This window comes from Paenibacillus xylanivorans, from assembly GCF_001280595.1.
Lineage (GTDB): Bacteria > Bacillota > Bacilli > Paenibacillales > Paenibacillaceae > Paenibacillus > Paenibacillus xylanivorans.
On the sequence record NZ_LITU01000042.1, the window covers coordinates 41,457 to 54,309 of the forward strand.

Below are 12,853 nucleotides of genomic sequence, written 5' to 3' on the forward strand. Positions count from 1 at the left end.
CGCTTAAGATACCCCCTTGTCGGAATTGTTGCCCCTGGATTTGAAGCGCTGGACCACATCCAGATGGAAGACACCATATCCGAGGAAGACGGCAATTACAATACCGGGGTGAATATCGAGCAGCTGCAACAGTACAAATGCAAGGACACCGAATAGGGCGGCAAAGGCCGTGCCGAGTCCCTTCCATGCTTTCTTGGCGAATTCGTAAGCCATCATGCCGAGCATGACAAAAATAACCGGCCGCACGGCCGCCACCATGCCTGCTACGATTTTTGATTCACGCAGCGCGTACATGGAACCAAGAAGCGCAATGATGGCGATGCTCGTCGGCAGAATGTGGGCCAGGACCGACACAATGGCGCCCAGCACGCCTTTAGTTTTATACCCGAGATACGCGGCCATCTTGGTGGCAATGGGACCCGGTAGGGCGTTTGCAATGGCCAAAATTTCGCCAAACTCATCATCGCTTACCCACTTATAGCGGGTAACGGCTTCATAACGGATCAGCGGAATAACCGAAGGGCCGCCGCCATATCCCAAAATTCCGGTTCGTACCATTCCCGTGACGAGACCGTTGTAATCTTTCCAACTCATGCTGATTTCCTCCTAGAGTCTCATGCCCATTCGGCTTTTATATCGTTTTAACAACAGCTGTGACTCTACCTTGACGATGCCCGGCATCTTGTAGAGCTTCTCCAGCAGAAACTGCTCCATCTCTTCCATATCTGCAAAAATACCATGCATGTGCAGGGTACTCGGTCCTGTCATATGATAGAGGCTGGTTACTGCGGGCTCTTCGTCCAGCTTCTCTGCCACTTGGTCGAGGAACTGCGGTTCTACATCGACGTTGAAAAACGCAGAGACCTGAAGTCCAACCATGCCTGGGTTGATGACTACCGTGAAGCGTTCAATGACGCCTTTTTCGGATAAAGCATTAATGCGGGCCTGAACGGCCACACGGGACAAACCGATCTGCGTACCCAGATCGGTGTAGGATATCCGGCTATTTTGGTGAAGAGCGGCAATGATTTTACGATCGATTGCATCCAAATTGTGCATTTGCGGGATTTCTCCCCCTTTGGAGGAGCGTTTCTCTGACATGATTGACCATCCTTTTTTTTAACTATATAGAATAAAGAATTATGATAGGATCTACGTACAATGTGTATGTAGCATTCATATTTTAATGACGAATCGTAATTGAAGTCAATATATTTATTGTGAATGTTGATTTTATCTGATTCAGAGCTTTCATTTTGTCATTTTTACCAATCGGAAGAATGAAAGGGGAGCGGTATGTAAGCATGAATCGAAAAAGAGACTGTTCACGGAGCTCATCCGTAAACAGTCTTCTATATAAAGTACAGGTTGGATCAAGTTAATGAACGGTTTTGGGTAGGCAAAGGGTAACTAGGGTCCCTTCCCCTGGCTCGGAAGATATCGTTAGCGTACCTCCGGCTCCGCGGGCTCGCTCTTCCATGCTGAACAGACCAACGCCGTTACCAGCTGTCGTACCGTTGAACCCTGCGCCTCGGTCCTCGATTTTCACAACCGTTCCTTCTTCCGAATCTTCCACCGTCACATGAGCTTCTGACACATCGGCGTACTTGGCCACATTGGTTAATGCCTCCTGGATAATGCGGTACATCGCGATCTCCCGGTTCATCTCCAGTCTTTTTCGCAGATTGCATTCCAATTCCACTTCAATTCCGTAGTGCCGGGTATAGTTCTCGATATACGTGCGAATGGCCGGAACGACACCAAGGTCATCCAGTACGGACGGTCTCAGCTCCCATGCCATGCCGCGTACGTCCTCCATAATGCCCGTAACCTGTTTCCGCAGTGCTTCCACGCCGGATTGGGGCTGGTCGGCCAGCAGCCGATCCATCTGAATGACAAGGGAGAAGAGACTCTGTCCAATGCCGTCATGCAGCTCGCGAGAGATGCGACGTCGTTCTTCTTCCTGAATGTTCATGACCTGGGTCATCATCGTCTGTAACTCGGCTTCGACCCGCTTCAGCTTGGTTACCTCACTACGAACGGCCAAATACTGATAGGGCTCACCATCATTATCGAGAAAAGGCACGATGGTTGTATTCACCCAATAATGGCTGCCATCCCGGGCACGGTTACGGATCTCTCCGTTCCATACTCGTCCGGAAGAGACGGTTTCCCACAGATTCTTCATGAAATTTTTGCCGTGATAACCGGAATTTATGATCCGGTGATCCTGACCGATCAATTCTTCCCGATCATATTGTGAGATTTCGCAAAATTTATCGTTCACATACTGGATCTTACCCTTGCGGTCGGTGAGGGCTACAATGGACGATTCATCCAGGGCGAACTTCAGATCACTGAGTTGATGCAGAGAACCTTTCAGTCTACTGCGGAATTCCGTATCTGTAATATGACTGTCGATTTCCTCCAATAACTGACGTACAGGCTGGTCGGCAAATCCGCTAAGTCTGTTTTTACGTGTGCTACTCAAAGTTCAGCAACCCCTTTTTCATCGCAAACTTCACCAGTTCCGGTCTGGTTCGGAGGCCGAGCTTCTCCATCAGATTGCTTTTGTGGGATTCGACCGTTTTAACACTGATTACCAGATGTTCAGCGATTTCCTTGTTGGCATAACCCTTGGCAATCCAGGACAAAATCTCTTTCTCTCGCTCGGATAACGTGTCATACGGTCCGGCGTTCTCCTGCTTGGCTTTGTCCAGATATTCACTCATCAGCCGCTTGGTCGCACTGGGGTACAGATAGGCGCTACCCTCTGCTACGGAACGAATAGCGGCGAGCAATTCTTCATGTGGCGCACTCTTGAGAATATATCCGGAGGCTCCCGCGTGAATGGCGCGGAACAGATATTCTTCATCGTCATGCATGGTCAGTATCAGAATGGAGACATCCGGCATCAATTTCTTTAATTCAGCGGTAGCGGTCAGACCGTCCTTGCCTGGCGGCATGCTGAAATCCATCAAGACCACATCCGGCTTCAGTTCTTGTGCCTTGGCGATAGCTTCATCGCCATCTGCTGCATCTCCAACAATATGTATATCATTCTTTCCGTCGAGCAGGGCAATCAGCCCGGAGCGTACAACTACATGATCGTCGACAACTAATAATTGAATCACATCATTTTCCTCCTGTCCGGTTCCACAGTTCTTTCTTTATCATACCAAAAAATAAAGCCATTCAGAGGTTAATCTCTGAATAGCTTCTATTCTCTGCAGATCGGATAAAAGGAAATAAACTTTAGTTCTCTGTTTTACCGAAACGTCCCTTGATCATGTCTGCAATTTCCTGAACCTGTGCCTCCACGGCAAGTGGATCATAAGGCCAGAAGCGTTCTCCGTCGAGCTTGAACACGCGATTGTTCTTCACGGCGTCCAGAGACGACCATACGGGTGAACCCTCATCCAGTGAGCCTCCGTTGGACAAATCCAGGAAGATATAGTCACCTGCGTAATCTGCCAACTTTTCCTCGGATATCGCTACGGTATCTTTATCCTGATCAATAAGCTCTTTCTGTACAATATCTGGTGCTTTCAGTCCGAGTTGTTGATAGATGGCCTGTCCACCGCGATTGACCCCATCCCCGTTGATGTACCATTCCTTGCCGAACAGGCTGAAGTTGGAAAAGGTTGTACCTTCCTTGACCAGTCCTTGAATGGACTCTTTGGCTGTCTTCACTTTTACTTCGAATTGGGACAACCAATCTTTGGCTTCTTTTTGTTTGTTAATGATTTCACCAAAAGCAGTGATTTCCTCATGGACATTGTCATATGTTCCGTAAGGGATGATGAGTGTCGGTGCGATTTTACGATACTGCTCATTCAGTTTCTCATCTCCACCTACGGTAACGATCAGGTCGGGCTGGAGCGACAGAATTTTCTCCACTGAGCCGCCGTCGATCCGACCAATGTCCGCTACGCCCTCAACCAGATCAAGCACATAAGGGCTCTCCAGCTCATAATCTGGTGCGCCTACAGGTTTGACGCCAAGTGCCAGAAAATCAGCAAGGTAACCTTGCGTAACGATACGCTGAGGATTCACGGGGATTTCAACATCTCCGTTAACCGTCGATATGACCTGTGTTTCTGCTGCGCTGTTCTCTGGTTGCTCTTCTGTTACAGCAGGTGCGGAAGCTTTATTATCTGTTGTTTCTTCCGCTTGATTGGAGCATCCAATAATTCCTATCACCAGTACCAGGATCATAAACCCGGCCCACCATTTTGATCTAACCCCTGTCATTTTTCTTCTCCCCAATCAATAATGATTATCTTTCTCAATAAAACCTCCTATGTATCGTAGCTTTTGGGCACAAGTATCGTCCATCTCAAAATGTGACCAATTCAGTATGGACAAATGTTACCTGGCCTTAACGCTATTCTCCCGAATCAGGATGTCTACCATAAGTTCAAGTTGCTTCTCCAGAGACAAGGCATCATTACACCAGAATTGTTCCAGCTGGAGTGGATATATGCGGCTATTTCCGTTATTCATAAACTTGCGCCAGCCCGGGCGTTCTCTGAGTATATCTGGTGAATCGTGATAGAGGCCGCCTTCATGTGCCGGAAGAACAAGAAACATATGATCTGCTGCATATTCGGTCAATTGATCTTCATCGATGTATTGCTGATTATCAGGTTCCAGAACATCTCGGAGGATGTTGGGGTGGGGAGTAAGATGAAGTCCATAATACACGTTGTAGGCCGCTCTGGCCGTTGCATTCCAGATACATATGGTGCCGTCTTCCCACATTTCATACAAACCAACCGTTTCTCCAGGCTTAATAATATCCTTTAGTCGATCAGATTCGGTTCTGGCCCGTGCCGTGTAATGTTCGATCCACTCCTCGGCTGCCTGTTCTCGCCCTATAATTCGTCCAATCAGACGGACAGTCTCCAGTCGATCCAGTCGATTCCAAGGGAGAACAATGACTTGGGATATACGTTCAAGTTGTTCGAGCTTGTGCGGCAAGTAGTACAGGTAATCCGGTGCGATGATCAAATCAATCGGTTCAGCGCGCAGTAATTCTTCCACCCCATGCTCATCCAAATCAATTACATCATGCAGTTCATCCTGGATCAATGGAGACAGGGCCCAGGGAAGAAAGGAAGCGGCAACGGGTTTAATGCCAAGGGCAAGCAGATCCCCAGTATATTGAACAGTTGCAATCCGTCTCGCACGTGGCTGCAATCGATACTCACTTGGGCTGATCCCGGTGAACTGCTTAAACTTGCGGCTTAAATATAAACCGTCAGCATAGCCTACCAGCAAGGCAATTTCATTCAATGTGGCCTGTGTGGATAGGAGGTATTGCTTTGCCTTATCCATCCGAACTCGGGTCAGATGAGCCTGGAAGCTGCGCCCCACCTGTTTTTGAAAAAATCTAGAGAAATAGCTTGCGTTAAATCCGGTCATGCGGGCAATGTCTTCCCGGGTGAGATGATCGCCATAGTGATGATTAATATAGTAAAGAGCATCCCGAATTACACTGTCCACCATTTCTGTAACAGGTTTAACCGCCAGTTTGAACAACTCAAGCAGCTCACTCAGCAGAAAATGGGATCGGGCTTCTTCGGTTTGGATACTACCTGAACGTTTGTTGGTAAGTTCCTGGATAATGGCAAGAATCCGTAGCCCTTGTGAACTTGCTCCAGTCTTTGATCCATGTACAGGCAAGTTTTCTGATGTAAGTTCATAGACACGCTTCTCATGAGTCTCTTTCGTTAATCCGTATTCCAGAAATCCGATATGGTAGACCGTGAAGGGAGAAGCTGGAACATGCATAAGCTCCAGGGAGCATGGGGGATACAAGAAAAGGGTTTGGCCTTTATGTAAAACGCCATGTACCTGACCATAATGAAAGTTCACCGTGGCCGTACAAGTTACCAGGGACGGAGATTCTATGGAAACGGAGTCCGTTTCCTGTGCCGCTTCCCAAGGAATCACACTGGCATTTGTCAGTACGAGCATATCAGTAGCCTCCTAGCTATATGTTCTATATTTAAGTCAATCGATGTATGGACTCGATTATAACAATCTGTATGAGTAACGTCGATGGACACAAGGTGAGTGAAAAAGATGGATAGGTTTAGGCTTATTCCAAAATGAATAAACCATAATAAAAAAAGTCCTGTTACTCCCACAAGGAAATAACAAGACTTCTTAGCGTATTACAGAAAACTACATTTATCCAAATACTTTTGGCTGCAACTGTATAGCGACCTGTTCGGTCTGACGGACGATCTCCGGGGAGAACGCGCAAGGCAGTCTGCTGCCAACGAGCAGCACAGCACCAGGTACGTTTCCTTGCTGGAACACAGGGACTGCTATGGCACAGACCAACCGCTCCGCAAGCATTAACGGGCAACGACCGGGTGTATGCTCCCCGGTAGATTGTGCATCAGATAGAGCGGTGCGTCCAGTCCGAAGCGCTGTGCCTACCAGGTCTTGTCCGGGGCGCATCTCCATGCGTTTCACCCGTTCGTTGCTAGCCCCGGATGTATACTTCCAGCGCAGCATCGTCCCGGACAGACTGGCCAGTCCGCAAAAATCGCTGGAGGTATTCAGGCGCAGGCTGTCGATCATCTCCTGAATGCCAGATGGCAGTTCATCATGCATGAGAGGACACTTCCTTTTTTGGAATCATACCGTACGTTACGGTGTAATCATTATCAATATCGTTAACCTGTGGTCAGGGAACATCTTAAAATAAGGGTATTTCGCCACTGCTTCTATTGTAGCCCCTTTCTTCCGTATTGTAATTCAGGGAAAACCCCTATTTCCGTTCTGCAATTTGCTGATCCTGTGTATGGACAGGCATCCAGACCATGTAGGGCAAGGCTTTATTTTGATTGCGGAGTCGTAAAGGTACCTCATAAGTGTGATTTATCTCACAGCAAATTCAGGGAGTTTCCCGGCGAGGTTCAGGTAATCCCCCGATAACCCCCACGCTAAATTCGCGGTATGATGGATACATAAGGAAACACCGAGGGGGACGATGGTAATGGGTACGGTATTTAAAGAAAGAACAACCCAGGCGACACAAGATGAACAGACGGAGGCGAGCAAGATGACACGGGAGACAGGTGGAATCCTTTCGTTCGTGACAGCTGAACAATGGGGCTTGATCGAAGCGAAGATGCAGCCAAAACGGGTAAAGTCGGGGTACAGTCTCTTTCTGGAAGGCGATGAAGCCGGATACCTGTACTACATTCGCTCGGGAAGAGTAAAGCTGACCAAGTCGACTGAGGATGGGAAAGAAATCATTTTATCGATTCAGCAAACCGGGGATCTGATTGGAGAGTTTGGCGGTATCGGCGGATTGACTCATAGCTACAGTGCAGAGATGACAGGCAAAGGAGAGCTGGGGATCGTATCGCTCAGTGACTTGGAAAGTCTGCTTAGCAAACATGGCGATCTTGCCTTGAAATTCCTGCAATGGATGGCGCTCTCCCAGCGCATCACCCAGTCGCGTTTCCGTGACCTGCTGCTCTACGGCAAGGCAGGTGCGCTTGCATCGACGCTGATTCGTGCCAGCAACTCGTATGGCAGAGTTACGCCGGATGGCATCGTGTTGGACATGAAGCTGAATCATACCGAGTTGTCGGAGATGATTGGTGCAACGCGGGAGAGTGTAACGCGCATGCTGGGAGCCTGGAAGGAGCAGGGAACGCTGGACACCATGGATGGAAAATTGATGATTCGGGATCTGGCAGCCTTGCGCTGTATGTGCGGATGTCCTACATTTCCAAGCTGCCCGGTAGAGCTGTGCCGATTGTAATGAAAGCAAGTTGAATAGGTTGTACCTTCGATGGCGATTGGGGTCGTTACGGAGAAATCAAAAAAGCTGATGCCCGTTTTACTCGGGGTCAGCTTTTTTTGGCGTGGTTAACATTAATGAAGTAATTTTGTTAAGCTAACGGGGCAGGAAAATCAGGGATTGGAAACGAATACATAGTTTGGTTTGCCCAAAATAGATTGATTAAACGTAATTTCAACATTTGAGTAATGAAAGAATCATAAAAAAGGAGTAAATTTTACCATGATTGATTTACAAAGTTTTGTTTCAGATTACACAAAAGATAAGAAACATTTACAGCTTGTTATCGGGATTGTTAGGGAGGGAGATGTTGAATACTATTCATTTGATAATAATAAAAAGAAAAGTATGATCCCTCCTGAACATATGTTGTTTGAGATCGGCTCCATAACCAAAGTTTTTACATCTATACTTTTATTAGAAATGGAACAGGAAAAATTGCTTTCCTCGGATGACATTGTTGGTAAGTTTGTGCAAAACGTTGAAAATGATTATTTGAATAAGATTACCTTGAGAAGCCTTGCTACTCATACCTCTGGATTACCTATATTGGCAACCAACCACAATTTGGCTAAAAAAAGATCCAATCCTTATTCAATGTATAGCGAGCAAGATTTAACTGCTTTTTTATCGAATGCTGATTACACGGATAGCATTGGTTCGTTTGGATATTCCAATATCGGTGTGGGTTTACTAGGATACATACTATGTAAGGTGTCAGGAAGTACGTATGACGACTTGTTAAAAAAATATATCACAAGCCCATTAAGGATGAATGAGACAGCCGTTATGCTTGATTCAGAACAGAATGGCAGGTTTTTGAATGGACATGCTTTAACTGGGAAAAGAGTCCCTCATTGGGATCTTTCTATACATGAAGGAGCTGGGGGTATTAAGTCATCTGTTAGGGATTTGAGTTTATTTGTCCAAGCCAATCTAAATGATGATCATCCGATAGCCTCTACACTACAAAAAAGTCATCTCCCTATATGGATCGGAGATTCAAACCGTTATTTTGGCTGGGGTGAGGATCAACTTCTAGATAAAGGTATCCTTTGGCATAACGGGGGTTCAGCTGGTTTTAATAGTTATCTAGCTTTCAACAAGGAACTCCGTGTAGGAGTTGTATTGCTATCCAATTATTCTTTTTTCTCGAATTCTCTTATGGATTATTATTTTGCTCAATTAAAAAAATGGATTACTAAAAAAGAGCCTTCTCAAGGAACGATGATAGACTTTACAGGTAAAAAAATATTAGAAGAAATCATGCAAAGAGTAGCGTCATTAAAGTAACGGGAAACAATAGCCGTATTAGCCACCTGATCATTAGGTGGTTTTTCTTATGGTTAATGACTCCCATCCAAGATAACTAATACATGATAAAAAGGAGGGCACGAGGATGCGTTATCGCCCTCCCTGCATCATACTCAGGTTATTCACTCACCTGTATATTCCTTTGCAAGAATGGAATATAGATACGAATCATGATATTCCCCTTTGTAAAACCAATGCTCTCGCATCAGACCTTCACGTTGCATGCCAATCTTCTGCATAACCTTCTCTGAAGCCATGTTGTTCGGGCGGCATTTCGCATAAATACGATGTACGCCAAGTGTATTGAAGCCAAAGCCAAGCATCGCTCGGGCTGCTTCGGTAGCATACCCTTTTCCCTGATAAACGGGATTGAGCACATAACCGATCTCTGCGTTCGTCTTTTCGATGTGAAGGCCAACACCGCCGATCAGGATGCCCTCATTTTTCAAGCATATCGCCAGTTCGAAGCCCTCTCGTGGTTGTGTTTGCTGTGAATTCAGCACAAACTCCACATAAGCTCGCGTATCTTCTTCGGTATTCGGTCCCCATGCCGTATGCTGAGTAACTTCTGTCATGGCTGTGTAGCTATGTATACTTTCCCAGTCTGTCTCCAGAATATCCCGGATAATGAGTCGTTCTGTTTCCAATTGCATCACTGTTCCCTCCTAATAAAACAAAATAGCCCAATAACCGATTCATGTAAAGAATGGGTTATGAGCTATGTAAGTATAAAGGCATGTTATTGTGGTTGTTTACATTCAACTGCGGGATAAGTATAAGCCAGCTTGCGGATAATTTCCTTTTGCCATTTGGTGTCACCCAGGTTGATTGCCAGGTTCAGAAGATCCAAATAATCATCAAGCTGCAGATCAGCCTTTTGCAGAGTTGTATTCATTCGATGTTCGTTCCCCTTTATCTATAAAATCGTTAAGTCATGTACAGTAGACAGAAGACCTGAGACAAGCTCAAGAATGATAATCATTATCACAGTTATATGTTTATTATGCAATGAACGATGGCAAAATGCAATGCCAAGGCTCGAATAAACTTAACTTTTTTTCGAAAATAGGCTCATCCACAGCAGATAGGGAATGTACACACCCAGGTATGCGGACGGATAAAGGAACCATCCATTCAACAGGAAATGGTGTATTTCTGTGGTGAACGTCGTCATATGGGCATTTGTAGCATATACATCGCCTGCAATGACAGTGGCTGCACTATAAAAGCAGAGCAGGGCAAGTACATGAAAAATGCGGGTCACCATCCGGGAGCGAAGCGCAACAAATGCCATAATAAGTGGAACAATCAGCAGGAGCAGAAGGAATAGAAGCTTCATCGTACAGGTCTCCTTTGGGATACTTTTGTTAACCAGTATGGGCAAGCGATGTAAGTTCCAAAAGTTTTTTTAAACATTTTACAAAAAGAAAGAGGAATTCAGCATATGAACGATTAAATTAAAGGTGGATAACCCATTATCAGGTAATTACGAGGAGGAGAAGGCAAGTATGAAAAAAGCGATATGGCAGCATTGGATCGGGGCATTCCTGGTGTTCATCATGATGGCAACAGCATTGCTTGGGCCTGGTTCGCAAGGTCCTGTTCAGGCCGTTGCAGCACCAATTACGGTATCGCAGGCCATCGCTGCCCAGAGTGGCGGAGCAACAGCAACGGTCGAAGGATATATTGTTGGACATGCTACCGGCTCGCTTACAGCCAAGTTCACATCTCCTTACGCTAATGATTTCAACTTCCTGATTGCGGATTCAGCGACAGAGAAGACCAACGCGAAACTGCTCGATGTGCAGATCCCCGCATCGTACCGTTCACAATATGGACTGGCTTCAAACCCGAATCTCGTGGGGCAGAAGGTGATCGTAACCGGAACACTTGGTGCATACAACAGTTATGCCGGGGTTAAGAATCCTACTTCAATCGCACTCTCCTCTGGAACAACCAATCCTGATCCTGATCCAGGCACAACGCTGCCGGGTGGTACAGGGAAGAAAGTATTGTTCGACAACGCGCATGCTCAGACAGCCGGGGCTGCGGACTGGGTTATTGATGGAGCATTTTCAGACTTTGCGAATGGTTTGCGAAACGCAGGCTTTACCGTGGATCAGCTGGAACGCAGCATCCCGTATACATTCGGTGAACAAGCAATCACCTTTAATAAATTGAAAGATTATGATGTCTTCGTTATCGGCGAAGCGAACGTGCCTTTCAAAGCGACAGAACAGGCAGCGCTGCTGCAATATGTACAGAATGGTGGCAGTGTCTTCTTCATTGCCGATCACTATAACGCAGACCGGAACAAAAATCGCTGGGATTCCTCCGAAGTATTCAACGGCTATCGCCGTGGTGCATTCCTTAATCCGGCCAAAGGCATGTCGTCGGCAGAAGCCGAATCTCCAGCCATGCAAGGCGTGACCAGTTCCGATTGGTTGGCATCCAACTTCGGTATTCGCTTCCGCTACAATGCACTGGGTGACGTGAATGCAACGGATATCGTTGCACCTTCGCAGTCGTTCGGCATTACAACGGGAGTGAGCGCTGTAGCTATGCATGCAGGTTCCACCCTTGCCATTATTGATCCGAACAAAGCTAAAGGTCTGGTGTATGTGCCTAGCGGTGTATCCAAATGGGGCAACGCAGTCGATCAGGGCGTATACAATGGCGGCGGACGGGCTGAAGGAGCCTACGCGGCGATCGCCAAGGTAGGAGCAGGTAAAGCGGCATTTATTGGTGATTCCTCACCTGTTGAAGATGCCACTCCAAAATATCTTCGTGAAGAAACAGGCGCTGCCAAAACAACGTATGATGGCTTCAAGGAAGTGAATGATGGCGTATTCCTCGTGAATACCGTGAAATGGCTTGCAGTGAAAGAAAGTTACACAAGTCTGTCTCAGGTATCTGGACTGACATTGGATACGCCAACAAGCCTGCTTGCGATTGAAGCTCCGGCTTCATCCACCGAGCCACAAACGGAGCCATGGGCTGTACCGGCTGCCGGCTACAAATGGTATGATCCTACAACGTTCAAGGCGGGTTCGTACGGCAAAGCGCAGTAATAAAAGCAATAAGGTAAATATACGGATAATCGGCCTGTCCGCCACGATATCGGACAGGCTTTATTTTGCATAAATGCCCGAAGCAGAGGGAAACGTAAGGGTAATTATGAATGATGAGCGAAATGCCAAGGTGAGGAGGAAGACCATGATGAATCGGCAAGCAGACTGCGACAGCTCAACCATGAGGCAGAAACTCAAAGGAGACCTTCATCGTGTGGCAGATCGAATGAATCAGACGTTATCCACCTTTGATCATGACAGTGTATGTCTGCTGGGCCAATTTGCGGAGATTCGGGCAGAGATCAAGCAGATCGAGGTGCTGGCGTCTTCCTTTTATCTGGATTGTTATCTGTCTCCCTTCACGGAGAAATTTGCCGAACTGACTGCCAGTGTACAGCATTTGTCGGATCGCAGATATGGTGCGCTCATTGTAATTGAACGGGAAGTGCCACTTGAACCAATTATCCACTCAGGGGTTGCAGTAGATGCTCGGGTAACTCATGCGCTGCTGGAGTCTTTGTTTATACCGGGTGCACCTCTGCATGATGGGGCTGTGCTGATTCGGGGCAATCAGATTGTATCGGCGGGCAATGTATTGCCTCTGTCACAGGCCATTGCGCATGAACGGAAGATTGGC

At 46.8% G+C, this 12,853-nt stretch carries 14 protein-coding genes; 4 read left to right on the top strand and 10 right to left on the bottom strand.

Translation table 11 applies throughout. From position 1 onward, the window contains the following. Positions 1-3 precede the first annotated feature (3 nt). The 7 genes from AMS66_RS06745 to AMS66_RS06775 all read right to left on the bottom strand — a co-directional run bounded on the left by AMS66_RS06745 (position 4) and on the right by AMS66_RS06775 (position 6,630). Complete coding sequence (locus AMS66_RS06745; protein WP_053780064.1) at positions 4-594, bottom strand: chromate transporter; 591 nt, start codon at positions 592-594, stop codon at positions 4-6. A gap of 12 nt (positions 595-606) precedes the next feature. After that, a complete protein-coding gene (locus AMS66_RS06750) occupies positions 607-1,101 on the bottom strand; it encodes an Lrp/AsnC family transcriptional regulator (protein WP_053780065.1) in 495 nt (164 codons plus the stop codon). Between the two features lie 277 nt (positions 1,102-1,378). Beyond that, entirely contained in the window at positions 1,379-2,491 is a 1,113-nt protein-coding gene (locus AMS66_RS06755; RefSeq protein WP_053780066.1) for a PAS domain-containing sensor histidine kinase, read from the bottom strand. Further along, positions 2,484-3,134 carry a response regulator gene (locus AMS66_RS06760; protein ID WP_053780067.1) on the bottom strand — a complete coding sequence of 217 codons (651 nt, stop codon included), beginning with the start codon at positions 3,132-3,134 and terminating at the stop codon, positions 2,484-2,486. Before AMS66_RS06760 ends, AMS66_RS06755 begins: the two co-directional genes overlap by 8 nt. Before the next feature lie 121 nt (positions 3,135-3,255). Further along, positions 3,256-4,254 (bottom strand): ABC transporter substrate-binding protein, encoded by a 999-nt coding sequence (locus tag AMS66_RS06765; protein WP_053780068.1) that lies wholly within the window; start codon positions 4,252-4,254, stop codon positions 3,256-3,258. 117 nt (positions 4,255-4,371) lie between these two features. Next, entirely contained in the window at positions 4,372-5,982 is a 1,611-nt protein-coding gene (locus AMS66_RS06770) for a helix-turn-helix domain-containing protein (protein WP_053780069.1), read from the bottom strand. Positions 5,983-6,198: 216 nt separating this feature from the next. After that, on the bottom strand, positions 6,199-6,630 hold the full coding sequence (locus tag AMS66_RS06775) for a GAF domain-containing protein (protein ID WP_053780070.1): 432 nt from the start codon (positions 6,628-6,630) through the stop codon (positions 6,199-6,201). Positions 6,631-7,015: 385 nt separating this feature from the next. Between AMS66_RS06775 and AMS66_RS06780 the strand changes: the two genes are divergently transcribed. Further along, positions 7,016-7,792: a Crp/Fnr family transcriptional regulator gene (locus tag AMS66_RS06780; RefSeq protein ID WP_236703249.1), complete on the top strand. Its 777-nt coding sequence runs from the start codon at positions 7,016-7,018 to the stop codon at positions 7,790-7,792. 261 nt (positions 7,793-8,053) lie between these two features. Beyond that, a complete protein-coding gene (locus tag AMS66_RS06785) occupies positions 8,054-9,124 on the top strand; it encodes a serine hydrolase domain-containing protein (RefSeq protein WP_053780071.1) in 1,071 nt (356 codons plus the stop codon). A gap of 143 nt (positions 9,125-9,267) precedes the next feature. Here AMS66_RS06785 and AMS66_RS06790 read toward each other — a convergent pair whose 3' ends face one another. The 3 genes from AMS66_RS06790 to AMS66_RS06795 form a co-directional block, all read right to left on the bottom strand. Then, positions 9,268-9,798, bottom strand: a complete 531-nt coding sequence (locus AMS66_RS06790) for a GNAT family N-acetyltransferase (protein WP_053780072.1) — start codon at positions 9,796-9,798, stop codon at positions 9,268-9,270. An 86-nt stretch (positions 9,799-9,884) separates the two neighbouring features. Continuing rightward, positions 9,885-10,040 (bottom strand): hypothetical protein, encoded by a 156-nt coding sequence (locus AMS66_RS32950; protein ID WP_181014094.1) that lies wholly within the window; start codon positions 10,038-10,040, stop codon positions 9,885-9,887. A gap of 153 nt (positions 10,041-10,193) precedes the next feature. Then, complete coding sequence (locus AMS66_RS06795; RefSeq protein ID WP_053780073.1) at positions 10,194-10,484, bottom strand: hypothetical protein; 291 nt, start codon at positions 10,482-10,484, stop codon at positions 10,194-10,196. Positions 10,485-10,707: 223 nt separating this feature from the next. Between AMS66_RS06795 and AMS66_RS06800 the strand changes: the two genes are divergently transcribed. Continuing rightward, positions 10,708-12,216 carry a DUF6359 domain-containing protein gene (locus AMS66_RS06800; RefSeq protein WP_236703263.1) on the top strand — a complete coding sequence of 503 codons (1,509 nt, stop codon included), beginning with the start codon at positions 10,708-10,710 and terminating at the stop codon, positions 12,214-12,216. Positions 12,217-12,361: 145 nt separating this feature from the next. After that, positions 12,362-12,853 (top strand): diadenylate cyclase (locus tag AMS66_RS06805; RefSeq protein ID WP_236703253.1); only part of this gene is annotated, 492 nt, incomplete at its 3' end.